The 24,292-nt window shown below is 73.4% G+C and carries 22 protein-coding genes; 14 read left to right on the top strand and 8 right to left on the bottom strand.

Features of this window, described 5'->3' with window-relative positions; all coding sequences use genetic code 11:
* Positions 1–138 precede the first annotated feature (138 nt).
* Both V5D56_RS00715 and V5D56_RS00710 read left to right on the top strand, forming a co-directional pair.
* Positions 139–1,461: an aspartate kinase gene (locus tag V5D56_RS00715; protein ID WP_435737155.1), complete on the top strand. Its 1,323-nt coding sequence runs from the start codon at positions 139–141 to the stop codon at positions 1,459–1,461.
* 25 nt (positions 1,462–1,486) lie between these two features.
* Positions 1,487–2,608 carry an aspartate-semialdehyde dehydrogenase gene (locus tag V5D56_RS00710; protein WP_435737154.1) on the top strand — a complete coding sequence of 374 codons (1,122 nt, stop codon included), beginning with the start codon at positions 1,487–1,489 and terminating at the stop codon, positions 2,606–2,608.
* Between the two features lie 68 nt (positions 2,609–2,676).
* On the opposite strand, the gene V5D56_RS00705 is transcribed toward V5D56_RS00710, so the two are convergent.
* The 3 genes from V5D56_RS00705 to V5D56_RS00695 all read right to left on the bottom strand — a co-directional run bounded on the left by V5D56_RS00705 (position 2,677) and on the right by V5D56_RS00695 (position 7,837).
* On the bottom strand, positions 2,677–3,879 hold the full coding sequence (locus V5D56_RS00705; protein WP_435737153.1) for a Fic family protein: 1,203 nt from the start codon (positions 3,877–3,879) through the stop codon (positions 2,677–2,679).
* 70 nt (positions 3,880–3,949) lie between these two features.
* The gene (locus V5D56_RS00700; RefSeq protein WP_435737152.1) at positions 3,950–7,396 is read right to left on the bottom strand and encodes an SNF2-related protein; all 3,447 of its coding nucleotides are present in this window, start codon (positions 7,394–7,396) and stop codon (positions 3,950–3,952) included.
* A gap of 33 nt (positions 7,397–7,429) precedes the next feature.
* Entirely contained in the window at positions 7,430–7,837 is a 408-nt protein-coding gene (locus V5D56_RS00695) for a VOC family protein (RefSeq protein WP_435737151.1), read from the bottom strand.
* Between the two features lie 243 nt (positions 7,838–8,080).
* Here V5D56_RS00695 and V5D56_RS00690 point away from each other — a divergent pair, with 243 nt between their 5' ends.
* The 6 genes from V5D56_RS00690 (at position 8,081) to V5D56_RS00665 (ending at position 13,143) form a co-directional block, all read left to right on the top strand.
* A complete protein-coding gene (locus V5D56_RS00690; RefSeq protein WP_435737150.1) occupies positions 8,081–8,494 on the top strand; it encodes a GntR family transcriptional regulator in 414 nt (137 codons plus the stop codon).
* A complete protein-coding gene (locus V5D56_RS00685) occupies positions 8,491–9,450 on the top strand; it encodes an ATP-binding cassette domain-containing protein (protein ID WP_435737149.1) in 960 nt (319 codons plus the stop codon). Before V5D56_RS00690 ends, V5D56_RS00685 begins: the two co-directional genes overlap by 4 nt.
* Positions 9,447–10,256, top strand: a complete 810-nt coding sequence (locus V5D56_RS00680; RefSeq protein WP_435737148.1) for a hypothetical protein — start codon at positions 9,447–9,449, stop codon at positions 10,254–10,256. The genes V5D56_RS00685 and V5D56_RS00680 overlap by 4 nt, the downstream gene beginning before the upstream one ends.
* 104 nt (positions 10,257–10,360) lie before the next feature.
* Positions 10,361–11,476, top strand: coding sequence for an ABC transporter ATP-binding protein (locus tag V5D56_RS00675; protein ID WP_435737147.1), 1,116 nt, complete (start codon positions 10,361–10,363; stop codon positions 11,474–11,476).
* Entirely contained in the window at positions 11,473–12,279 is an 807-nt protein-coding gene (locus V5D56_RS00670; RefSeq protein ID WP_435737146.1) for an ABC transporter permease, read from the top strand. The genes V5D56_RS00675 and V5D56_RS00670 overlap by 4 nt, the downstream gene beginning before the upstream one ends.
* A 129-nt stretch (positions 12,280–12,408) precedes the next feature.
* The gene (locus V5D56_RS00665; protein WP_435737145.1) at positions 12,409–13,143 is read left to right on the top strand and encodes a glutamine amidotransferase; all 735 of its coding nucleotides are present in this window, start codon (positions 12,409–12,411) and stop codon (positions 13,141–13,143) included.
* A 39-nt stretch (positions 13,144–13,182) separates the two neighbouring features.
* Here the strand turns inward: V5D56_RS00665 and V5D56_RS00660 are convergent, their stop codons facing one another.
* Entirely contained in the window at positions 13,183–14,136 is a 954-nt protein-coding gene (locus tag V5D56_RS00660) for a sulfite exporter TauE/SafE family protein (protein ID WP_435737144.1), read from the bottom strand.
* Positions 14,137–14,248: 112 nt separating this feature from the next.
* On the bottom strand, positions 14,249–14,707 hold the full coding sequence (locus V5D56_RS00655) for an RrF2 family transcriptional regulator (protein WP_435737143.1): 459 nt from the start codon (positions 14,705–14,707) through the stop codon (positions 14,249–14,251).
* A gap of 135 nt (positions 14,708–14,842) precedes the next feature.
* Between V5D56_RS00655 and V5D56_RS00650 the strand changes: the two genes are divergently transcribed.
* Positions 14,843–15,643 (top strand): alpha/beta fold hydrolase, encoded by an 801-nt coding sequence (locus V5D56_RS00650; protein ID WP_435737142.1) that lies wholly within the window; start codon positions 14,843–14,845, stop codon positions 15,641–15,643.
* A complete protein-coding gene (locus tag V5D56_RS00645; RefSeq protein ID WP_435737141.1) occupies positions 15,643–17,175 on the top strand; it encodes a SpoIIE family protein phosphatase in 1,533 nt (510 codons plus the stop codon). The genes V5D56_RS00650 and V5D56_RS00645 overlap by 1 nt, the downstream gene beginning before the upstream one ends.
* On the opposite strand, the gene V5D56_RS00640 is transcribed toward V5D56_RS00645, so the two are convergent.
* Both V5D56_RS00640 and V5D56_RS00635 read right to left on the bottom strand, forming a co-directional pair.
* On the bottom strand, positions 17,149–17,646 hold the full coding sequence (locus tag V5D56_RS00640) for an NUDIX domain-containing protein (protein ID WP_435737140.1): 498 nt from the start codon (positions 17,644–17,646) through the stop codon (positions 17,149–17,151). The genes V5D56_RS00645 and V5D56_RS00640 overlap by 27 nt on opposite strands.
* Before the next feature lie 91 nt (positions 17,647–17,737).
* Positions 17,738–18,388 (bottom strand): hypothetical protein, encoded by a 651-nt coding sequence (locus V5D56_RS00635; RefSeq protein WP_435737139.1) that lies wholly within the window; start codon positions 18,386–18,388, stop codon positions 17,738–17,740.
* Between the two features lie 339 nt (positions 18,389–18,727).
* On the opposite strand from V5D56_RS00635, the gene V5D56_RS00630 reads away from it, so the two are divergent.
* The 3 genes from V5D56_RS00630 to V5D56_RS00620 all read left to right on the top strand — a co-directional run bounded on the left by V5D56_RS00630 (position 18,728) and on the right by V5D56_RS00620 (position 21,315).
* Complete coding sequence (locus V5D56_RS00630) at positions 18,728–19,810, top strand: 3-deoxy-7-phosphoheptulonate synthase (protein ID WP_435738926.1); 1,083 nt, start codon at positions 18,728–18,730, stop codon at positions 19,808–19,810.
* Between the two features lie 109 nt (positions 19,811–19,919).
* Entirely contained in the window at positions 19,920–20,498 is a 579-nt protein-coding gene (sigK, locus tag V5D56_RS00625) for an ECF RNA polymerase sigma factor SigK (protein WP_435737138.1), read from the top strand.
* Positions 20,491–21,315, top strand: coding sequence for an anti-sigma factor domain-containing protein (locus V5D56_RS00620; RefSeq protein ID WP_435737137.1), 825 nt, complete (start codon positions 20,491–20,493; stop codon positions 21,313–21,315). Before sigK ends, V5D56_RS00620 begins: the two co-directional genes overlap by 8 nt.
* A 99-nt stretch (positions 21,316–21,414) precedes the next feature.
* Here the strand turns inward: V5D56_RS00620 and V5D56_RS00615 are convergent, their stop codons facing one another.
* Positions 21,415–22,116 (bottom strand): fasciclin domain-containing protein, encoded by a 702-nt coding sequence (locus V5D56_RS00615; protein WP_435737136.1) that lies wholly within the window; start codon positions 22,114–22,116, stop codon positions 21,415–21,417.
* Positions 22,117–22,242: 126 nt separating this feature from the next.
* Between V5D56_RS00615 and V5D56_RS00610 the strand changes: the two genes are divergently transcribed.
* Positions 22,243–24,201: a cytochrome c biogenesis protein DipZ gene (locus V5D56_RS00610; protein ID WP_435737135.1), complete on the top strand. Its 1,959-nt coding sequence runs from the start codon at positions 22,243–22,245 to the stop codon at positions 24,199–24,201.
* Positions 24,202–24,292 lie beyond the last annotated feature (91 nt).

Genomic DNA, 24,292 nt, shown 5'->3' with positions numbered 1-24,292 from the left:
CCGCGCCGGGCGCGAGCCGGGACCGGATGGCGGGACGGACTTGGCCCGAGCCCGGGCCGCGTGCCTATCATCGAGCGTCCCACTAGCACCCGGCGGGCCGTTGAGAGAGACGGAGGCCGGCGACAGACGGAGCAGCACGTGGCACTTGTCGTGCAGAAGTACGGCGGATCGTCGGTATCCGACGCCGAGAGCATCAAGCGGGTGGCCAAGCGCATCGCGGAGGCGAAGCGGGCCGGGAACGACGTCGTGGTCGTCGTCTCCGCCATGGGAGACACGACGGACGAGCTCATCGACCTCGCGCAGCAGGTCACCCCCCTCCCGCCGCAGCGCGAGATGGACATCCTCCTCACCGCCGGCGAGCGCATCTCCATGTCGCTGCTCGCGATGGCGATCAACAGCCTGGGCGTCAGGGCGAAGTCGTTCACCGGGCAGCAGGCGGGCGTCATCACCGACGCCGTGCACGGCAAGGCGCGCATCGTCGACGTCGTGCCGCACCGGATCCGCGAGACGATCGAGAAGGGCCAGGTCGCGATCGTCGCGGGCTTCCAGGGCGTCACGGAGTCGACGAACGACGTCACGACGCTCGGCCGCGGCGGCTCCGACACGACCGCCGTCGCGCTCGCCGCGGGCCTCGACGCCGACGTGTGCGAGATCTACACGGACGTCGACGGCGTGTTCACCGCGGACCCGCGGATCGTCCCGAGCGCGCGCAAGATCGACCGCATCACGTACGAGGAGATGCTCGAGATGGCGGCGAGCGGGGCCAAGGTCCTCGCGCTGCGCTGCGTCGAGTACGGCCGCCGGTACGGCGTGCCGATCCACGTCCGCTCGTCGTTCTCCGGCAAGGAGGGCACGTTCGTCAGCGCGGACGCCTACACCGCGCGCCACCCCGCACGCACACCCGGAACCAGCTCTGCTGACATCCCCGAGGAGACCGTCATGGAAGCCCCGATCATCTCCGGCGTCGCGCACGACCGCAGCGAGGCCAAGATCACGGTCGTCGGGGTGCCCGACGTGCCTGGCACGGCCGCGCGGATCTTCGAGGTCGTCGCGGGCTCGGGCGTGAACATCGACATGATCGTGCAGAACGTCTCGGCCGCCCGGACCGGCCTGACGGACATCTCCTTCAGCCTGCCCGAGGGCGACGGACCGGCCGCGATGTCGGCGCTCAGCGCGCTGCAGGCCGAGATCGGGTTCGACTCCCTCCAGTTCGACGACCAGATCGGCAAGCTCTCGCTCGTCGGCGCGGGCATGAAGTCGCACCCCGGCGTCTCGGCGAAGCTGTTCGGCGCGCTGCGCGACGCGGGCGTCAACATCGAGATGATCTCGACCTCGGAGATCCGGATCTCCGTCGTCACGCGCGAGGACTCGCTCGACGACGCCGTGCGCGCCGTGCACACCGCGTTCGAGCTCGACACCGCCGACGGCGAGGCCGTCGTCTACGCCGGCACCGGCCGCTGACCCGACGCACGAGAGGAACCCCAACATGAGCACCGAGAACCTCCCGGGCCTGCACGTCGCCGTCGTCGGCGCGACCGGCCAGGTCGGCGCCGTCATGCGCCGCCTGCTCGACGAGCGTGACGTCCCCGTCGCGAGCGTCCGCTACTTCGCGTCCGCGCGCTCGGCGGGCTCGACCCTGCCGTGGCGCGGGGGGAACGTCGTCGTGGAGGACGTCGCTGCGACCCCGACCGAGGACCTGCGCGGGATCGACGTCGCGCTGTTCTCCGCGGGCGGCGCGACGTCGAAGGCGCACGCCGAGCGCTTCGCCGAGGCGGGCGCCGTCGTCATCGACAACTCGTCCGCGTGGCGCATGGACCCCGACGTGCCGCTGGTCGTGTCGGAGGTCAACCCCGGCGCGCTGCGCGAGGCGCGCAAGGGCATCGTCGCGAACCCGAACTGCACGACGATGGCCGCGATGCCCGTCCTCAAGCCGCTCGCGGACGAGGCAGGTCTCGAGCGGCTGATCGTCGCGACGTACCAGGCCGTGTCCGGCGCCGGGCTCGCGGGCGCCGAGGAGCTGCGGGCGCAGGCCGTCGCGGGTGCGGCGGCTGAGGGCGAGGGCGCCGGGCTCGGCGGGCTGGTGCACGACGGCGGAGCGGTCGCCCTCCCGGCGCCGTCGGTGTTCCCCCGCAACGTCGCGTTCAACGTCGTCCCGCTCGCCGGGTCGATCGTCGACGACGGCCTCGAGGAGACGGACGAGGAGAAGAAGCTCCGCAACGAGTCGCGCAAGATCCTCGGCCTGCCGGAGCTGGCCGTCGCCGGGACCTGCGTGCGCGTGCCGGTGTTCACCGGCCACTCGCTCGCGATCCACGCCGAGTTCGGCGCGTCGATCACCCCCGACCGGGCCCGCGAGATCCTCGCCGCCGCGCCGGGTGTCGCGCTGTCCGACGTGCCGAACCCGCTCGAGGCCGCCGGGAAGGACCCGTCGTTCGTCGGCCGTATCCGCACGGACCAGTCGGTCCCGGGTGGCCGCGGGCTCGTGCTGTTCGTGTCGAACGACAACCTCCGCAAGGGCGCCGCGCTCAACGCGGTCCAGCTCGCCGAGCTGGTGGCGGCCGACCTCGACGCCGTCCGCGCGGCGTTCGCCCCCGCCGCGGCGACGGCCTGACCGCACTCCTGCACACGACCCGAGGGACGTCGTCCGTGCGACGACGTCCCTCGGGTCGTGTTCGACGGCTACGGTGTCGCGCGGCTCAGCACCTCGAGGACGCGGGGCGCGAAGAAGCGACGCGTGTACGTGTCCGGGTCGACGACGTCGAGGATCCCCAGGTCGACCAGCTGACCGACGAGCTTGTTCGCCCTCCCGTACGAGACGCCGAGCTCTCCCTCGACCTTGCGTACGGTGAACGTCGGGTTGGCCACGGCGAGGTCCACGAGGGCGTGCGCCGAGTCGGCGCGAAGCGGCGATGCGCGGATCACGTCCTTCAGCTCGGCCTGGACGGCGACGAGCGCGACCATCTCGTGTCGTGTGACCTCTGCGGCCTGCCGTAGTCCCTCGGCGAAGAACCGGAGGTAGGAGTCCCAGTCGTTGCGGGTGCTCACACCGAGCAGGTGGTCGTAGTACTGGCTCCGGCGCGTCTCGAACCATGGCGAGACGGTGAGCGTGGGTTCGGCGAGGACGCCCGTGCTCTGGAGGTGGACGACGATCAAGAACCGACCGATTCGCCCGTTGCCGTCCCGGAAGGGGTGGAGCGTCTCGAACTGGTAGTGCGACATCCCGGCCGCCACCACGGGGTCGATCACACCGCGGTGGTCGGCACGCATCCAGTCCACGAGATCACGCATGCCCACCTCGAGCTGGTGCCCACCGGGCGACGGGACGAAGCGCGCGGCCTCGACGGGGACCCGGACCGAGGCGGCGTCGTCGCGGCGGCCGATGACGACCTGCCCGTCCCGGAGCCGTCCGGACTGCGCCTCGAGCGGCGTGCCGGCCATCAGGATCCCCTGAAGCTCGCTGAGCATCGTGACGGACAGGGGCCAGCCGTCGGAGACGCTGGCGAATCCGGCGTTCGCCATGCGGACATAGTTGAGGATCTCGACGAGCTCGGCGGTCGCGGGAGCGTCGTCGTCGGCGGTGAACACCTCGGCGAGCGGTGCATACGTCCCCTCGAGGGCCGAGGTGCTCTGTGCCTCCCGGCGAAGGGTCGGCAGGCGCAGCAGCGTGGGGTTGGGTAGCTGGCGGCCGGTGCTGTCGAGCGCGGCCAGGGCAGCGCGAGCCTCCGCGACAGCCAGGTACGTCGTCGGCGTGAGGTCCGGCATCGTCGTCGGCAGCGGCTCCGGGATGAACGCCTTGTGCTCCCACGAGCCCAGGACGGGGTCGCCCCCGCGGATCGTGACAAGTTCTCCCGGGGCGCTGTTGAGGAACATTCCGAGGTCCATCATGTCACTCTATGGCCATTTGAGTGACATGACGAGGGAGAGCATGTCCCTTGTGGACTACGGCCCCGGCTCAGCCACCGCCGTCGAACAGGCCCCGGACGTCGTCGGCGCTGAGGCCGCGGGAGAAGAGGTCCTCGTCGTCGCCGAGGACGGCGCCGATCATGCGCGCCTTGCGGTCCTTGAGCTCCATGACCTTCTCCTCGATGGTGCCGGACGCCACGAGCCGGAACACCATGACGCTGCGCATCTGGCCGATGCGGTGGGTGCGGTCGACGGCCTGCGCCTCGGTCGCGGGGTTCCACCACGGGTCCAGCAGGTAGACGTAGTCGGCCTCGGTGAGGTTGAGCCCGAACCCGCCGGCCTTGAGGCTGACGAGGAACAACGGAGCGGTGCCCTCCTTGAACCCGCGCACGACGTCGGCGCGGTTCCTCGTCGAGCCGTCGAGACGCGCGTACTCGACACCTAGCGCGCGGCACCGTTCCTCGACGAGGTCCAGATAGCTCGTGAACTGCGAGAACACCAGCGCGCGGTGGCCCTCCGCGACGACCTCGACGAGCTGCTCGAACAGCACGTCGAGCTTGCTCGACGGGACCCCGGCATACGCCTTCGCGTCGACGAGCGTCGCGTCGAGCGCCATGCGCCGCAGCGTCGTCAGGGACCGGAAGATCGCGATGCGGTTGCTGTCGAAGTCGTCGAGCAGCCCCAGCACGCGGGTGCGCTCGCGCTGCAGGCGGGCGTCGTACGCGCGGCGGTGCTTCGGCGCGAGCTGGACGGACAGAACCTGCTCCTGGCGGTCGGGCAGCTCGGGCGCGACCTGCGCCTTGGTGCGCCGCAGCAGGAGCGGTCGGACCCGACGCCGCAGTCGGGCCACCCGGTCGCGGGCCAGCGCGCGGACGTCGTCGTCGGCGTTCGGCCGGGACGCGGCCTCCACCGGCTTCGCGTAGTCCTCGCGGAAACGTTGCAACGACGGGTACAGCCCGGGCGCGACGACGGCGAGCAGCGCCCACAGCTCGGTCACGTCGTTCTCCATCGGCGTGCCGGTGACCGCGATCTTGAACGGTGCGCGCAGCGCGCGGGCGCAGGCGTTGCCCCGGCTGGCGTGGTTCTTGAGGAACTGGGCCTCGTCCAGCACCAGCCCGGCCCACCCGAGCTCGCCGAACTCCTCGTGGTCGAGCCGGAAGATCGCGTACGACGTCACGACGAGGTCGGCCTCGGCCACCTCCTGGGCCAGCGGCGCCGCGGCGCGCGCCCCCGTCGTCGCCCGGACCGCCACGCGCAGCCCCGGCGCGAACCGCTGAGCCTCGGCGGCCCAGTTGCCCACCACCGATGCGGGCGCGACCACGAGGAACGGCTCGCTCGCACCTCGCTCTCGCGCGTGCGCGACCAGTGCGAGCGTCTGCAACGTCTTGCCGAGCCCCATGTCGTCGGCGAGGATGCCGCCCAGCCCGTGGTCGTAGCAGAACGCGAGCCACTCGAAGCCCTTCTGCTGGTACGGGCGCAGCTCGGCCTTCAGGCCCGACGGCGCGGGCAGCGGCCGAGGGGGAGCCGGGGCGTCGTCGAGGCTCTCGTTCGTGGCGAGAGCGAGGAGACCACCGACCGACTGCCGCCACCGCTCGGACTGGTCGACGACGTCGGCCAGCTCCTCCAGCTCGCCCCACAGGCTCGCCTGGTGGCGGCTGATGCGCGCCTTGCCTGGCCGGTCGCTGAGCCGGGAGGCCTCGTCGAGGAGCTCGCGGAGACGGTCGAGGGCGGAGTGGTTCAGACGCAGCCACGAGCCGTCGCCGAGCAGGAGCCGGTCGTCTCCGGCGGTCAGAGCCTTGAGCAGGTTCGGCAGCGGGACCTGGCGGCCGTCGACCTCCACCGCGACGGCGAGGTCGAACCAGTCGGTCTCGGCGGTCTCCGTCGCGCCGAGGCGGACCGTGGGCGCCATGCCGAGCTCGGTGTACTCGGGGACGTCGCCGGCATCCACCCGCACGTGATCGACGGCCGCGAGCGCCGGCAGCAGCAGGTCCGCGGCGTCCATCGCCTCCAGCCCGGTCAGCAGGTGCTGGTCCTGCGGGCGCACGTGCGCGAGCGCGGGCAGGTCGCGCAGCGCCGCGTCGACGTCGGCGAGGATGCGTTCCTCCGCGGAGAGGTCGCGCAGGTCGACGTCGAGCGCGCTGGCCCGCACCGGGCGACCTACCGGGCCGCGCGGGGTGTCGTACTCCCAGCACCAGGTCAGACGCAGCCGGGTGGGGGACTCGAAGTCGGCCCGCACGACCAGGGTCGGCACAGCCGGCTCGGGCAGCTCCACGCTCGCGTCCGCGCTGACCATCTCGATCTGGCGCGCGAGGCGCGGGTGGTAGTCCGCCCAGTACTGCTCGGCGTCCGCGGAGGGCACCTCGAGCTCGTCGCCCGCGAGCAGGTCCGCCGTCAGGTCGGTGACCGGGGTGGTGCTCGGGCCGAGGACGAGAACGCGTCCCTCGTCGCTCTCGTCGAGCGCGAACAACCCGTGCTCCCCGACGAGGCCACGGACCGCGCCGACGGCCAGGACGCCGTCGAACGCCAGGCGCGGGGCGAGCCGCAGACCGTCCCCGGTGGTCCTGACGTCGAGCATCGCCCGGGCCTCGCCCGCGACCCGCACCACGTCCTTCTTCACGTCGCCGACGAGCGGGATCCCCAGCTCGACGGCCCGCGCCAGGTGCGGCCACAGCAGCCGTGGCGGGAACGAGTCCAGCGACTCCCAGGCAGCCGTCTCGTACCGGTGCGGCTGCGTGCCGCGCATCCCGCCGAGCTCGAGCAGCCACTGGTGGGCCTGCGGCTCCCACGGGGTGCCGCGATGGCCGTACCGGAGCGTCTCCCAGGAGAGCTGCCCGGCCGACCACGCCCCGTTGCGGCCCTGCGCCGCCGGGCGGACCGACACCGTGCGTGGCCCGGGTGCTCGCCGCCCGAGCCGTTGTCGTTCCAGGCCGTCGACCCGGAGCTGCAGCCCGAGCGGCGCCGTGACCCGCGGCGCGGCGGTCTGGGTGGTGGCGAGGGGCAGCCGGTCGAGCACCCGCCTCCAGGTGGGCACGACGCCGGCCCGCGGGTCCCGGCCCTGCGCGGCGGCCGGCGCAGCGCCGGCGAGCGCTCCGCCCGCGGCCAGCTCCGCGGCCTCGAGCAGCAGAGCGGCCGCGTGCTTGCACGCGACGCCGACCGGGCACGTGCAGTCCGCGTCGTCGAGCTCGATCCCCCGCCCGGTGCTCGCGAAGTACGCGGCGCACTCGTACACGTTGCGGCCGCTGCCGCGCACCGCCCCCTCGAGACTGAGCTGCTGGGCGTCCCAGTTGACGTCCAGGACCATGCCCTGCGCCTGGTAGGCCGAGCCGCGCTGGAAAGCGGCCTGCCCTACCAGCGCAGCGACGTCGGAGTCGCTCGGAGCGACGAACAGCACGGCCACTTGGCGATGATTGCACGCGGCGAGCAGCGCGCTGCCCTCGACTGCGTCCTGATGGTCGGTATCGACCTTGAGGACGTCGTCGCGGATGGGGCCACCCACGACGACGTCGTCGCACCGGACGCCCGGTCGCGGTCAGCCCGCGACGAGCCGCGCCATGTTGTCGCCGTCCGCGAGGCCGATGATGTTGCCCGCCGGGTCGGTGAACCAGGCCCCGTCGCCGCCCTCCATGAACCCGCGGACGATGCCCTTCTCGTCCTGGTCGAACCCTTCGTAGTGCTCGAACGTCACGCCCTTGGCGGCGAGCTCGTCGACGACCTGGTCGACGTCGTCGACCGTGAGGTGCATGACCGTGAAGGCGGCCGGCCGGTGGTCCTCCTTCGGGTAGACGAACACGTCGGAGCCGCCACCGAGGTGCAGCACCAGACCGTTGCCCCCGTCGAGGGCCGTGACGCGGAGCCCGAGGGTGTCCGTGTAGAACGCGCGCGCCGCGTCGAGGTCGTCCGCCGAGAAGCTGGAGAACCCGCGCCGAATGGTGACCATCGCTGCCTCACTCCTTCGTGACGCCGGCGACCGTACGGCGTGACCCGCCGTGGGCGCCGGATCCTTCCAGGCTCCCACCGTCTGTCGTCGCTGGACACCCTCCTGGTGGATGAACTCGGGGCCTGGTGCGCCCACCGAGGATCAGGTCCGTCCTCGGCCAGGGCTTGCGCGACCGGCGAGTGATGTGGTTCATTAGTCAAGTAATGAACCACAGAACACGAGCACCGCGGGAGGATGGGCGTCATGTTCGACGGACCTGAACCCATCTACCTCCAGATCGCGCAGATGATCCGCGCGCAGGTGCTCGCGGGCGAGACGGCGGATGAGGAGCAGGTCATGTCGACGACGGAGTTCGCGACGACGTTCCGCATCAACCCCGCGACGGCGGCCAAGGCGTTCGCGCTCCTCGTCGACGAGGGCGTGCTCTACAAGCGGCGCGGCCTGGGGATGTTCGTCGCCCCGGGGGCGCGTGAGCGACTGCTGGCGAGCCACCGCGAGAGCTTCTTCGCCGAGGTCCTCGACCCGGCGCTCGTCCAGGCCGACCTGCTCGACATCCCCACGGCCGAGATCGTGGCGCACGTGCTCGGCCGCCCGCGCCGCGGCGACGGCCCCGCACCCACCGACCACCCGACCGACGACCCCGAGGTGACCCCGTGACCGCCCGGCCCAGCACAACCCCGAGCGTCGACCCGACCGCTCCCGAGCCCTTCGGCGTCGAGCTGCGCGACGTCGTCGTCCGCTACGGGCGGTCCGACGAGCTCGCGCTCGACGGCGCCACCCTGACCGTCCGGCCCGGCACCATCACCGGGCTCCTGGGCCGCAACGGAGCCGGCAAGACGACGCTCGCCGCGCTGCTCGCCGCGCTGCGCCGGCCGACCTCCGGCAGCGTGCGCGTCGGCCCGGACGCCGAGCTCGAGGACCCGTTCGAGAACCCCTGGACCATGATGCACACCCAGCTCGTCCGGGAGAGCGGCGACGTGTGGGGCGACAGCAAGGCGAAGGACACGCTCGACTACTACGCCGCGCTGCGGCCGCACTGGGACGCGGACCTCGCCACCCGGCTCCTCGACGAGTTCGAGATCGCGCCGCGCAAGCACCCCGACCAGATGTCGCGCGGCAAGCGGTCGGCGCTCGGCGCGATCATCGGGCTCGCGTCGCGAGCGCCGCTGACCATCTTCGACGAGGTGTACCTCGGCATGGACGCGCCGAGCCGGTACGCGTTCTACGACGCGCTGCTCGCCGACTACGCCGAGCACCCCCGGACGATCATCCTCTCGAGCCACCTGATCGACGAGGTCGAGCGGCTCTTCGAGGACGTCGTCGTCATCGACCGCGGGAAGGTGCTGCTCGCCGAGCCGGCGGAGGACGTCCGCTCGCGCGGCGTGAGCCTCACGGGTCCGGTGGAGCTCGTCGACCGGTTCGTCGACGGTCGCGAGGTGCTCGCCCGGCAGCGCCTCGGCGGCACCGCGCAGGTCACGCTCTTCGGCGCGTTCGGTGCCGACGAGCGCGCCGCCGCGGCGGGCTCGGGCCTCGAGGTCGGCAGCGTGCCGGTGCAGGACCTGTTCGTCCACCTGACCCGACGACCCGGGTCCGACCGGGAGGAGGCACGATGAGCACCGAGACCTCTCCGACGACGTCGGACCGCGCGGCGCAGCGCGCCGCTCTCGTGACGGCAGCGCACCGTCGTGGCGTCCGCGCGACGGCCGAGTACGCGGTCGGCGCGACCTGGGTCATCGGCCTGTGGTTCTGGGTGATCGCGCTCGTCGTCGGCGGCATCATCCTGTTCGTCATGCAACGGGCGGGCGACGTGGAGATCACGGCGGTCGGAGGCCCGGCGGAGTCGGCGCCCTACTTCCTGCTCGTCATGGGGATCGTCATGCCGCTGGCCATGATCGCGCTGCACGTCGCGGCGGGCGGGACCCGCCGGTCGTTCATCCACGGCCTCGTCCTCTCCGGCGTGGTGGTCGGCGTGACGTTCGGCGCCGCAGCTGCCCTCGTCGCCTGGGTCACGTGGTGGGCGGCGAACCGCTACGGGTGGCCGACGGAGCCGGAGGTCGACCGTCTCTACACCGACGGGTCGCAGTTCGGGCTCGTGCTCCTCGTGCAGTCCGTGTTCTGCGCCGTCTACTTCCTCGTGGGAGCGGTGATCGCGCTCGGGTACTACCGAGCGGGGTTCTGGCGCGGCACGGGGATCGCGCTCGTCACGCTCGTCCCGCTCGCGGTCGCCGAGCTCTCTCTCCAGTCCGGGTGGTTCGGTCGGGCCTTCGCCGGCGCGGTCGGACTGCCCGTGCTCCCCGTCTGGGGTGCGGCACTGGGCGGCCTCGCCGCCGTCGCGCTCGCTGCGCTCCTTCTCCGCGCCGTCCTGCGGGACGTCGCCATCCGGCCGGTCGAGTTCGCCCGGAGCGTCTCGACCGGCTGAACCGTCCTCCAGCACGCCCGCGACTCCCCGCACACCCCCGCACGACCTGGTCCGACGGCGCTCGCGCCGCTCGGCGGGTCCCGCACACCCTCCAGGAGGTTCGCATGACCACCGCACCACGCCCAGCGGCCACCCTCGCCGTGGACCACGCCTCGACCTCGCCCGACGCCGTCGCTCCCGTCATCGAGGTCCGGCACCTGCGCAAGACCTACCCCGGCCCGAAGGGCTCGAGCGCGCCCAAGGTCGCCGTCGAGGACGTGAGCTTCTCCGTCGCGCCGGGGGAGATCTTCGGCATCCTCGGCCCGAACGGTGCCGGCAAGACCACGACCGTCGAGTGCCTCGCGGGACTGCGCGAGGCCGACGGCGGCTCCGTGCGCGTCCTCGGCGTCGACCCGCAGAGCCATCCGGAGCGCGTCCGTGACGCCCTCGGGATCCAGCTCCAGGAGTCGGCGCTCAACGAGAAGATCAGCGTCGAGGAGGCGATGCGCCTGTTCGCGTCGTTCTACGCGACGCCGGCCGACATCGAGGAGCTGCTCGACCTGCTCGACCTCGCGGAGCACCGCGGCGTCGCGTACGCGAAGCTGTCGGGCGGGCAGAAGCAGCGCCTGTCCATCGCGCTCGCGCTCGTGGGCAACCCGCGCGTCGCGATCCTCGACGAGCTGACGACGGGCCTCGACCCGCAGGCGCGCCGCACCACCTGGGACCTGGTGGAGCGCGTGCGCGAGCGCGGCGTGACGGTCCTGCTCGTCACGCACTTCATGGACGAGGCGGAGCGGCTGTGCGACCGGCTCGTCGTCATCGACCGCGGTCGTGTCGTCGCCTCGGGCAGCCCCGCGGAGCTGATCGACGCGCTCGACGACTCGCGGACCATGCGGCTCCGCGTGCCGGCCGCCGACCACGACGTCACGCTGCACACGCTCGCCGGCCTCGCCGACGTCGAGCACATCGAGGTGATCGACGCCGTGCGCCCGGCGGACCGCGAGATCGAGGTGCGCGGCTCGCGCCGGGTGCTGCCCGCCGTCGTGCTCGCGCTCGCGGAGCACGACGTCGTGCCCGACGACGTCCGCACCGTCTCCCGGTCCCTCGAGGACGTCTTCGTGGCCGTCACCGGCCGCACGTACGACCCCACCGCGGCGGCCGACCCGAGCGCTGCCGACCCTGCCGAACCCACCCCCGCCGCCCACCGCGCCGGTGCCCGCCGTGAAGGAGCCTCCCGATGACCTCCGCGACCCTCTCCCCGTCGCTCCCGAGCACCCGGGTCGCCGGGTGGCGCGGCTTCGGCACGCTCCTGACGACCGAGGCGCGGCTGTGGCTGCGCGACCCCGGGAGCGTGTTCTTCTCGCTCGTGTTCCCCACGGTCCTGCTCGTGGGTGTCGGCTTCGCCATCCCCGGCATGCGCGAGCCGATCGAGGGCATGGGTGCACCGTGGGACGGCCTCATGGCGATCGCCACCTACGTCCCCGTGGTCCTCGCGGCAGCGGTCGCGACACCCGCCCTCACGACGATGCCGGTCTACTTCGCGACGTTCCGCGAGAAGGGCCTGCTGCGACGGCTGTCCACGACGCCGATGCGCCCGCAGGGCATCGTCGTGGCGCACCTGCTCATCAACCTCGTCGCGATCGCGGTGGCGTCCGCGATCGCGCTCGTCGTCTGCCGGCTCGCGTTCGGCCTCGCCGAGCCCCGCCACCTTGGGACCGTGCTGCTGGCCTTCCTGCTCACCGTCCTATCGATGCTCTCGCTCGGGACGCTCGTGGCGGCGCGGGCACCCAAGGCGAGCACCGCCTCGGCGATCGGGACGCTGATCTACTTCCCGATGCTGTTCCTCTCGGGCATGTGGACGCCGGGCCCGATCATGCCGGACGCCCTGCGCGAGGTCGGGCAGTACACACCTCTCGGGGCGGCGTCCCAGGCGCTGACCGCAGGCTGGTTCGCCGACGGGTTCCCCATGCTGCAGATGGTCGTCATGGCGGTGTGGACCGCCGTCCTGCTCCCGCTCGCGATCAAGCTCTTCCGCTGGAGCTGACGCCCGGGCAGCCTGCCGAACCCCGGGGTGTGTCCCGATCGAGGAGCTGATCGGGGCACAACCCGGGGTTCGGCACCGTGCCTGGCCCCTCACGGGGCGAGCGCCGCCGGCCGTGCCTAGCGTGGCGGCATGCGGCCCTTCCTCCTCCTCGCGTCCCGGGCCGAGGACGTCGCGGCGGACGGTGAGCACGACGCCGTGCTCCGCTTCTCGGGCCTGCGCCCCCGGGACCTGCACCGTGTCCGGATGGAGGCAGGGCCGCTCCCGCCCATCGACCTCGACGACTACTCGGGCGTGATCGTCGGCGGGAGTCCGTTCGACTCCTCCCGGCCCGAGGCGGAGAAGTCGGACGCCCAGCGCCGCGTCGAGCGGGAGCTCGCGCCGCTGCTCGACGAGATCGTCGACCAGGACGTGCCGTTCCTCGGCGCGTGCTACGGCGTCGGGACACTCGGTCTGCACGAGGGCGCGGTGCTCGACGGCACGTTCGCCGAGCCCATCTCGCCGGTGACGGTCCGGCTGACGCCGGAGGGTCGCGCGGACCCGCTGCTCGTGGATCTGCCGGACACGTTCGAGGCGTACGTCGGGCACAAGGAGGCCGTCCGGGAGCTGCCGCCGCACGCGGTGCTGCTCGCGTCGTCGGACACGTGCCCCGTGCAGATGTTCCGGGTCAAGGAGAACCTCTACGCGACCCAGTTCCACCCGGAGCTGGACCTCGACGGCATCCTCACGCGCATCGGCGTGTACCAGGGCTACGGCTACTTCCCACCGGGCGCGGCCGGCGAGGTCGAGGCGACGGTGCGCCGGGGCGACGTGCGCTACCCGGGCCGGATCCTCGCGGCGTTCGTCCGGCGCTACGCCCGGGACTGAGCCGGCGCGGGCAGAGCGCGCGGCCTCCCGGCGACGGGATCAGCGGGCGGTGCCATGCTCCACGCCGGCGAGCGTCTCCGCGCCGACGGCGTCGTCGTCGACGAGCGCCTCGGCCTCCGTGGCGAGGGCCTTCGCGCGGCGGTGCTCACGGACCGACCAGGCGACGGCCGCGGCCCAGACGACGGCGACCAGGCCGAGCACGACGCCCTGCACCGCGCCGCTCGCGTCGACCCAGTCGGAGCGCAGGAGCGTGCGGACGTTCGTCAGGACGATGACGCCGCCGACGGCCGAGCCGAGGATCCGCGGCGGGAGGTGCCGGACGAGCCACGCGGCGATCGGGGCCGCGACGAGGCCGCCGGCGAGGAGCGCGACGACCCACTGCAGGTCGATCCCCTGGGAGCCCAGCGAGACGAGGAAGCCGAGCGACGCGGCGACGGCCACCAGGAACTCGCTCGTGTCGATCGAGCCGATGACCTTGCGCGGCTCGATACGCCCGGACGCGAGCAGGGCGGGCGTCCCGACCGGGCCCCACCCGCCGCCGCCGGTCGCGTCGACGAATCCCGCGACGAGCCCGAGCGGGCCGAGGAAACGCTTGCGCAGCGGCAGCCCGAGGCGGCCCGTGGGGAGCCCCGCGACGGTGAACCGCGTGAGCACGTAGATCCCGAGGGCGAGGAGGAGCAGCGACATCACCGGCGCCGCGACCTCGCTCGACAAGTTCGACAGGAAGGTCGCGCCGATGAACGCACCGACCGCGCCGGGCACCCCGATGCGCAGGACGACCTTCCAGTCGACGTTGCCGAAGCGCCAGTGCGCCGCGCCCGAGGCGAGCGTCGTGCCGATCTCGGCCAGGTGGATCGTCGCGGAGGCGGCGGCGGGGTTGGTGCCGATCGCGAGGAGGAGGGTCGTGGACGTCACGCCATAGGCCATCCCGAGGCTGCCGTCGACGAGCTGCGCGCCGAGGCCGACGAGGGCCAGCAGGATGAGGGTCCGCACCGTGGGTCCTCCGTGGTCGGTCGGCCGGGCAGCACCCGAGGTCTCCGACAAGGTTGACCGAGGAGGTCCAGTATGTGAAGCGCCGACCACATCGTGGGCGAGTGTTAACGGCTCACGGGTTCTCCCACGCGTCGGCCCTCGCCGCGAGCGCGTGGACGTCGTCCGGCAGGTCGCGGCGCACGACGTCCGCGATCGTGACGCGGTCGAGGACGTCGCGCACGCTCGCGCGCAGCGCCACCCAGACCTCGAGCAGCGCCGCCGCCGACCCCTCGTACTCGAGGCTCGGCGGCCGCTCGTCCCGCACGGTGACGAGAGGGCCGTCGACCGCGCGGAACACGTCCGCGAGCGTGATCTCCGTCGCGGGCCGGGCGAGGCGGTGCCCGCCGGAACGGCCGCGGACGCTCGCGACGATGCCGGCGCGTCGCAGGTCGCCGAGGATCCGTTCGAGGAAGCTCACGGGCAGGCCCTGACCGGCCGCGAGATCCTCCGCCCGCACGGGGTCGCCGTGCGGGGACGCCGCGAGCTCGGCGCACGCCCGCACCGCATAGTCTGCCTTCGCCGAGACACGCATGAGGCCATTGTGCCGTGGGTCGCGCCGCTCCCGGGCGGGCGCGTCGACGATCTGCCGGTCCGTCGCGGTCCGGCGTCCGATCTCACCCGGTCCGGCCGCTGCTCCGGGCACCGCGGACGGCCTACGCTGTCATCCGTGGACGTGCGCGAACGCAACAACGTGCGGGTCGTGGGCACGCCGGGCGCGCCCACGATCGTGTTCGCGCACGGGTTCGGGTGCGACCAGTCGATGTGGCGCTTCGTGGCGCCGGTCTTCGCGGCCGACCACCGCGTCGTCCTCTTCGACCACTCGGGCTGCGGCGCGTCCCACCCGACCTCCTTCGATCCCGTGCGCCACGCCGATCTGCGGGGCTATGCGGCCGACCTCGTCGAGGTCGTCGAGGACGTCGCGGACGCCCCGGTGATCTTCGTCGGCCACTCGGTGAGCTCGATGATCGGGCTGCTCGCCGCGGCGGAGCGGCCGGACCTGTTCGACCGTCTCGTGCTCGTCGGCCCGAGCCCGCGCTACGTCGACGAGGAGGGCTACCGCGGCGGCTTCAGCGCCGCCGAGATCGACGAGCTGCTCGAGACGATGGACGCGAACTACCTCGACTGGACCCAGGCGATGGCGCCCGTGATCGTGGGCAACCCGGAGCGTCCGGCCCTCGGCGACGAGCTCGCGGAGGTGTTCCGCCGCAACGACCCGGCCGTCGCACGCCAGTTCGCCCGCGTGACGTTCCTCGGCGACAACCGCGCCGACCTCGCGAGGGTGCACACGCGGAGCCTCGTCGTGCAGAGCCGCGAGGACGCCATCGCGCCGCCCGAGGTCGGGCGCTACGTGCACGAGCACCTCCCCGACAGCGACCTCGTCGTCATCGACGCCGTCGGGCACTGCCCCAACCTCTCGCACCCGGCCGTGCTCGTGGGCGCGATGCGGGACTGGCTCGGGACCTCCTGATGCCGAGGTCGCGGGCCGAGCGCTGGGTGCTCGCGCCTGTCGCCCTGGCGCTCCTCGACGCCGACGCCCGGATCCTCGACGCGAACGACGAGCTGCTCCGCCTCCTGGACGTGCCCGACGTCGGCGCCGTCGCCGGGCGGCGCGTGGGCGACCTGCTCACCGTCGGCGGCCGCATCTACTGGGAGACGCACCTCGAGCCCCGCCTGCACGAGTCGGGCAGGGTCGACGAGGTCGCCGTCGAGCTGCGCACCCCGGGCGGGCGGGAGCCCGTCCTGCTCACCGCGATCGAGCGGGACTGCCACGGCGAGCGCCTCGTCGACGTGGCGATGCTCGGCGCCCGCGAGCGTTCGCGCTTCGAGCACGAGCTCGTCGGTGCGCGACGCGCGGCCGAGGCGGCGGAGCGCCAGGTGCGGCTGCTGCACGGCACGGCCGCCGAGCTCGCGAGCGCCGCAGGGGTCGACGGCGTCGCCCGGGTCCTCCTGCGGGTGGCGGGAACGCTGCTCGGGGCGAGGAGCGGGGCGCTGTGGCTCGCGCGCGACGGCGGACCGCTGCGACGCTGGGGGGAGGGCGACGACGTCGCTCCACCGGGCGTGGACGAGATCACTGCGACCACCACGCGCCCGGACGGGGACGTCGTCGTGCCCCTGCGCACTGCCGGGGCCCTGCTCGGGGTGCTCGTCCTGTCGCCTCGTGAGGCGCCCGGCGCAGAGCCCCTGGACCCCGCGACGCTCGCCGCGGCGGGTCAGGTCGCGGCCCTCGCGCTCGCGCGGGCGCACATGCACGAGCAGAGCGTCTCGGTCGCGTCGGAGCTGCAGCGCGCGATGCTCGCGGACGGGATCGTGCACGACGCGCGCGTCCAGGTCCTCGCGCGCTACCGACCGGGCGTCGACGACCTCCAGGTCGGTGGCGACTGGTACGACACGTTCCGCGTCACGCCCGACATCCTGGCGCTCACGGTGGGAGACGTCGTCGGCCGCGGGCTCGGCGCGGCGACCGCCATGGGACAGCTCCGCACCGCCGCCCGCGCGGCCGCGGACGCGGAGCTGGGGCCGGTGCAGGTCGTCGAGCGGCTCGACCGGTTCGTCGACCGCACGGGCACCGGCTTCATGACGAGCCTCGTGTACGCGGAGCTGGACCTGGTCGAGGGGACCCTGCGGTACTCGTGCGCCGGTCACCTGCCCCCGCTGCACGTGGGGCCCGGCGGCGACGCGACCTACCTGTGGAACGCGCGGTCGACGCCGCTCGGCGTGCGCGCCCCGACCTCGCGGGCGGCGGACACCCTGCGCCTGGAGCCCGGCGACCTCGTCCTGCTCTACACCGACGGCGTGGTCGAGCGGCGTGACCGCTCGCTCGAGAGCGGGCTGGACGAGCTCGCCGAGATCGTGACCAACGCGCTCGCCGCCGGGCTGACCGGCGAGCAGGTCCTGGCGGCTCTCGTCGCCCAGGCCCCGGAGCACGACGACGCGTGCCTCCTCGCGGTGCGCTGGCTCGGCCCCGGCGCGGGCTCAGCGGACGAAGAACGGTCCTTCTGACGGCTTCGCGAGCCAGTCCGTCGCGTGCCCGAGGCGCTGGACCGACGAGCGGGCGACGTCGGCGGGAAGGGCGTCCGGCGCGAACCACCCGACGGCGAGCGACTCGTCGTCGGCGACGTGCGCGGCGGCGACGGCCGCGGGAGAGACCGGCCGGCACACGAACGCGAGGTCGAGGTACTGCGACCGGTCACCGTTCGGGTACTCGACCGGTTCCGTCACGGTCACGGAGACGAGCGCCTCGACGACGACCTCGACCCCCGTCTCCTCGAGCACCTCGCGAGCCAGCCCGACGGCGGGATCCTCCCCGGGCTCGAGGATCCCGCTGATGACGGCCCACTGCCCGCTGTCCGCGCGCTGCCCGAGCAGGACCCGTCCGTCGTCGTCCACGACGACCGCCGACACCCCCGGCATCCACAGGAGGTCGGTCCCGACACGGGACCGGAGGGCGGCGACGAACTCGGGGATCGGCATGGCCCCGAGCCTAGGCGCTGCTCCCGTCGGCATCCCGAACCCGCCCCTGACGTCGCGGCGTCGATTCCCCAGCCACGGTCGCGCTGCAGGGTCATCGCGCCGTCCCCGGCGCCGAGGCGTCTGGGGCACTGACCTGTTCCGCTCGCAGGTTGCCGTGGACGTCCCGCACCCAGCGGTGGCCCGCGCTGTCACGAAAGCGGATCTCGGTCACGTGGCGTTCCTTGCGGCGCATCACGGGCCGGACGATCCCGACGACGGCATCCTTCGGGTCCGGGAGTCCCCAGAACCACGGGTCGTCCGTCGTCGGTGCGTAGTACTCGCCGGGCGGAAGGACGGCGAGGGTCAGGGTCCGCTGCGGTGCACCGTCGTATCCGGTCGTCTCGAGGGCGACGTCGAACACCGGCGCATGGGACGCGTTGCGGATCACGAGGCCGTACTCCTCGAGCACCTCCTCGCCGCCCGTGAGCCGGACCCGGCAGGCGATCCAGGCGCCGACCAGGTCCGCCTGCGCGCGTCTCTCCTGCCTGCGACGCGCCATCTCACGTTCCTGTGTCAGCTCGTCGCGATCTGCTTCCCTCCGGAGGAGGCCTCTCGTGTGTGCGGCGGCCAGCCACGCGAAGACCACCGCGACGAGCGCAGCGAGCGCAGCGATCCAGTTCGGAACGTCCCCCCAGGCGATCACGGCGCCGACGCTAGCCGCCGCCGCGGCGGTCCGCTCGTCGGGGCACGTTCCCTCGGTCACGGGACGAGTCGGCGTCCGGCGGGAGAACCGTGCTACGGTCCCCTCGTGACTTCTCAGTGGTATTGGCGCTTTACGCAGGCTCCCGGTGGGGCCGTGCGGGCGTTCGCCTGACCACAGATCACACCACCCGGAGCCAGCACAGGGCCTTGGACGCGGACCGCGTCCGGGCCCTTCGTCGTCCAGACGGGCCGCTCCGGGGATCACGGGCGGCAGCAGGCCGGTTGGCTCCGTCTCGACGGCGGTCCCCGACCTTCCCCAGCACGACACCAGGAGCCTCCCGTGACCAGCACGACCGCCCAGCCCGCGAACGTCGGCCTCGATGCCGATACCGTCGACCCCGTGGACAGCCCCGAGCTGCAGGCCCGCACGAGCGACCTGCGCGTCCGTGCGCTCGACGCGCTCCCGGCGCCTCGCGCGCTGCTCGCCGACCTGCCGCTCGGCGCGACGCGCAGCGACCTCGTCACGACGTCGCGCCGCGAGGTCCGCGACGTCCTCGCCGGCGACGACGACCGTCTCCTCGTGATCGTCGGGCCGTGCTCGGTCCACGACCCGGACGCGGCGCTCGAGTACGCGGGGCGTCTCGCCGCCGTCGCGCGCGAGCTGTCCGACGACCTCATGGTCGTCATGCGCGTGTACTTCGAGAAGCCGCGCACGACCGTCGGGTGGAAGGGCCTCATCAACGACCCGCACCTCGACGGCTCGCACGACGTGCACCACGGCCTGCGCCTGGCGCGCGAGGTGCTGCTGGGCGTGCTCGACGCGGGGGTCCCGGCGGCGTGCGAGTTCCTCGAGCCGACGAGCCCGCAGTACATCGCCGACGCGGTCTCCTGGGGCGCGATCGGTGCGCGCAACGCGGAGTCGCAGGTGCACCGCCAGCTCGCGTCGGGCCTGTCGATGCCGGTCGGCTTCAAGAACGCGACGGACGGCGACGTGCAGATCGCCGTCGACGGCTGCATCACCGCGGCGAGCGAGCACACGTTCTTCGGCATGGACTCGCTCGGCCGCGCCGCGGCCGTGGAGACCGCCGGCAACCCCGACTGCCACGTCATCCTGCGCGGCGGGCGCTCGGGCCCCAACTACGGGGCCGACGACGTCGCGGCGGCGCTCGCGGTGGCGCGCACCTCGGGCCTCGGCGGGGTCGTGGAGCACGGCCTCGTCGTCGACGCGTCGCACGGCAACTCGGGCAAGAGCCACGTGCGGCAGGCCGAGGTCGTGCGCGAGGTCGCCGGTCGCCTGGCCGAGGGGGAGCAGGGCATCACGGGGCTGATGATGGAGAGCTTCCTCGTCGCGGGCGCGCAGAAGCCGGCGTCGTCGGGGCTCGTCTACGGGCAGTCGGTCACCGACGCGTGCATCGACTGGGACACGACGGCGGACCTCCTGCGTGAGCTCGCCGGCGCCGTCCGCGCGCGGCGCGAGGCCTGACGCCCAGCCCCGACCCATCCGGGAGCGGCTCCGCGCCGAACCCAGGTCGTCCCGGGAGGTCCGGGACCGTGCACGCGTGAGGGGACCGGTGCTGCGGCAGACTGTCCGGGTGCCACGCTCCGTGACGACGAGCTCGTCGGGTGCCGTCGACGCCGCGCTCTCCGCGTGCGCCGGCGGCGACCCCGACGCGTTCGCGCCCGTGTACGACGCGCTCGCGCCCGTCGCGTACGGCACGTGCCTGGGTGTTCTGCGGGACCCGGACCACGCGGCGGAGGTGATGCAGGAGGTGATGGTCGAGGTGTGGCAGACGGCGACGCGGTTCGACGCCTCGCGCGGCTCCGCGCGCACCTGGGTCGCGACCCTCGCGCGCCGCCGCGCGGTCGACCGGGTGCGCGCCGAGCAGTCCCGCCGCGACCGCGACCAGCGCGACCTCGACTCGACGATGGCGACCGTGCCGCGGGACGTCGTCGCGGACGACGTCGAGCGCCTTCTCGAGGGGGCGGCGGTGCGCCGCTGCCTCGGGTCGCTCACCGCGACGCAGCGCGAGGCCGTGGTCGACGCGTACTACGGCGGGTACACCTACCGCGAGGTGGCCGAGCGTCTGGACGCCCCGCTACCGACGGTGAAGTCCCGCATCCGGGACGGCCTGATCCGCCTGCGGGACTGCCTGGGGGTGCGCCGTGGCTGACGAGACCTTCGGACCGGGGAGCGCGGGGCAGGACGACCGACGCCCGGACGACGGCCGCGGCGACGCGTGGGACCTCCTGCCCGCGTACGCGCTCGACGCGGTCGACGACCTCGACCGGCGCGCCGTCGAGCGCCTGCTCGCCGCCGACCCCGCTGCGCGGCAGGCGCTCGACGAGTACCGCGACGTCGTCGCGGCGTTCGTCGTGGAGCACGAGCCTCCGGCGGCGGCACGCGACGCGGTGCTCGCGCGGGTCGCGACCACGCCGCAGGCCGAACGCGCGAGCGCGACCGGTCCGGCGCCGTCGTCCACGGACCCGCTCGCCCGGCCCGAGGGCACCGTGCCGAGCGGCGGTGGCCCCGCCGCCGCGCGTGCTCGCGTGCGCTGGGGGCTCGTCGCGGCGGCCGCCGCCGCGGTCGTCGCGGTCGCGGTGCCGACCACGGTCGCGGTCCGGGCCACGCAGGAGCAGTCGCGGCTGCAGGCCGAGGCTGACGTCGTCGCGCAGATGCTCGCCGACCCGACGGCCACGATCCTGCGCGGGGACGTCGCCGGGGGCGGCGAGGCGTCGGTCCTCGTGGCGGGCGACGACTACCTGTTCCGCGCGACGGACCTCCCGGCCGTCGGCGCCGACGAGGACTACCAGCTGTGGGTCGTGGGCGACGACGGCGGGGTCACCTCGGCGGGCGTCCTCGCCGACCGGGACGGGACCGTCCAGCAGCTCGTGCGGGACGCCCCGGGCGTGGGTGTCGCGGTGACGGTCGAGCCGGAGGGCGGTTCCGAGCAGCCGACCACGGACCCGGTCGTCGCACTCGTCACCTGACGGTCGGCGCCCGCGGAGTGCCCGCGAGCGCCACCCCCGAGCAGCACGACGACCGGCCCGGCCGCGAGGAGCGGCCGGGCCGGTCGTGGGGAACGTCCGTCACATGCTGGGCATGAGGACCGAGTCGACGAGGTAGACGGTCGCGTTCTGCGTCATGACGCCGCCGCACACGACCTTCGCGTCGTTGACCATCAGCTCGTCGCCCTCGCCCGTGACCTCGACGGTGCCGCCCTGGACGGTCGTCTGCTCGCCGACGACCTGGTCCGGCGTGAGCTGCCCGGGCACCACGTGGTAGGTGAGGATCGACGTGAGCATGTCGGAGTCGGTCTTGAGCGTCTCCAGGGTCGCGGCGTCGATCTTCGCGAACGCGTCGTCGACAGGTGCGAACACCGTGAACTCGTCGCCGTTGAGGGTGTCGACCAGGTCGACCTCGGGGTTCAGCTCCCCCGACACGGCGGAGACGAGCGTCGTGAGCAGCGGGTTGTTCGACGCGGCGACCGCGACCGGGTCGGTCGACATGCCCGTGATCGAGCCGGCGCCGTCGGGCACCTGCTCGGCGTAGGCCTCGCAGCCCGCGCCGACGAGGTTCGCGGCGGGGTCCATCGCCATGTCGTCGGACGTCCCGGTGTCCTCGGCCATGTCCTCGGAGTCCGTGGAGTCGTCGGTCATGGTGTCCTCGCTCGACTGCGACTCGGTGGTCTCGGCGCCGGAGCCCGAGTCCGAGCTGCAGGCGGACAGGCCGAGGACGGCGAGCGTGGCGATGCCGGCCACGGCGTACGACGTGCGGGTTCGAGCGTTCATCGGTCTCTCCTCGGGTCGTGCCCCGCGGTCTGCGGGGCGTCTCGAGGGGTGTTCGGAACCCACGGCCGACCGGATGGGTCCGGATGCCGGACCCATCCGGACCCCGCGACGCGCCGAACACCCGACATGGAGACGCTGATCATCATCGGACTGCTCGGGGGCCTCATCACGGGCATCTCGCCGTGCATCCTGCCCATGCTCCCCGTGATCTTCTTCGCGGGCGGCGTGCAGGGCGCCCGCCCACGGGACGACGGCGCGAGCTCGCCGCCGACCGTCTCGCCCGCGCTCTTCGCCGGCGCGCCGCGGGCCGTCACCGTCGGCGGTGGTGCGCGCCGCTCCGCCGGCACGGGCACCCTCACGCTGGACGTCTCCCCGGACCCGGAGCGGGGCGAGCGCGTCGCCGCGGCGGGCGGCGGTCCGGTGGGCGGCGCGTCAGGCAGCGAGGCGGCGGGAAGCCGCCGGCGGACGCGGGAGCGGAAGCGCTCGTGGCGCCCGTACCTCGTCATCGCAGGTCTCGTGCTGAGCTTCAGCGTCTTCACCCTGCTCGGCTCCCTGCTCCTCACCGCGCTCGGGCTCCCGCAGGACCTGCTCCGCTGGGCCGGCATCGTCCTGCTCGTCCTCCTCGGCATCGGCATGATCGTGCCCCGCGTCGAGGAGGTGCTCGAGCGCCCCTTCCAGCGCATCGCCGCGCTCGGCGCACGGCGCGGGGCCGCCCGGCAGGACCGTGGGGCGTTCGTGCTCGGCCTCGGGCTCGGCGTGCTCTACGTGCCGTGCGCCGGTCCGGTGCTCGCGGCGATCACGGTCGCGGGCGCGACGGGGAACATCGGCCCCGGCACGGTCGCGCTCACCGTGTCGTTCGCCGTCGGTGCCGCGATCCCGCTCCTGGTCTTCGCGCTCGCGGGCCGCCGCGTCGCCGAGCGGGTCAAGGGCTTCCAGCGCCACACGCGCGGCATCCGCATCACGGGGGGCGTCGTGATGATCGCGCTCGCCGGGGCGCTCGCCCTGAACCTGCCCGCGGCGCTGCAGCGGGCGCTGCCCGACTACACGGGAGCGCTCCAGCAGCAGGTCGACGAGAACGAGACGGTCCGGGAGGCGCTCGACCTCGGTGGCCTCGTCACGGACGAGAACCGCGAGCTGTCGAACTGTTCGAACGGTGCCCCGGAGCTGGAGGACTGCGGCCCGGCGCCCGAGATCCGCGGCATCGACACGTGGCTCAACACGCCGGGCGGCGAGGCGCTCGCGCTCGACGAGCTGCGCGGGAAGGTCGTGCTCGTCGACTTCTGGACGTACTCGTGCATCAACTGCCAGCGCGCGATCCCGCACGTCAACGCCTGGTACGAGCGGTACCGGGACGTGGGCGAGGGCTTCGAGGTCATCGGCGTGCACACGCCCGAGTTCGCGTTCGAGCGCGAGACGCGCAACGTCGTCGCGGGCGCGGAGGACCTCGGTGTCACCTACCCGGTCGCCCAGGACAACTCCTACGCGACGTGGACCGCGTACCGGAACCGCTACTGGCCCGCGCAGTACCTCGTCGACGCCGACGGGACCGTGCGGCACATCCGCTTCGGGGAGGGAGGCTACGAGGAGACGGAGAACCTCGTGCGCGAGCTTCTCGCCGACGCGAACCCGGGCGTCGAGCTGCCCGAGGCGACGTCCGTCGGCGACTCCACGCCGCAGGACGAGACGACGCCCGAGACCTACTTCTCGATCAAGCGCGTCGTGAACTACGCCGGCGAGCCGCGGTACGCGGCGGGCGAGCAGGACTTCTCGCTCACGGACGACCAGCCGCGGGACACGTTCTCGCTCGGCGGCACGTGGGACGTCGACTTCCAGGGCGCCACGGCGGCGTCCGACGGCGCCCAGGTCCGCCTCGCGTACCGGTCCACCGACGTGTTCGCCGTCCTGGGCGGCGAGGGCACCGTCACGGCGCGCGTGACGACGGACGGGACGACGACGGAGCGCGAGATCGACGTGTCGGGGAACCCGACGCTCTACCCCGTGCTCGAGGGCGACGGGCCGAGCGAGGGCCTCGTGGAGCTCGACGTCCCCGCGGGCGTCCAGGTGTTCACGGCGACCTTCGGATGAGCCGGCCGGTCCTCGGACCGGCCCCACGACGGGACGCGCGGCGGCTGATGTCGAGAACAGGCGTACGGCCGCCGCGCGTCCTCCCGCACCG

Source organism: Cellulosimicrobium sp. PMB13 (genome assembly GCF_051294865.1).
In the GTDB taxonomy this organism is placed as follows: domain Bacteria; phylum Actinomycetota; class Actinomycetes; order Actinomycetales; family Cellulomonadaceae; genus Cellulosimicrobium.
This window is presented reverse-complemented; position numbering and strand designations above follow the sequence as displayed.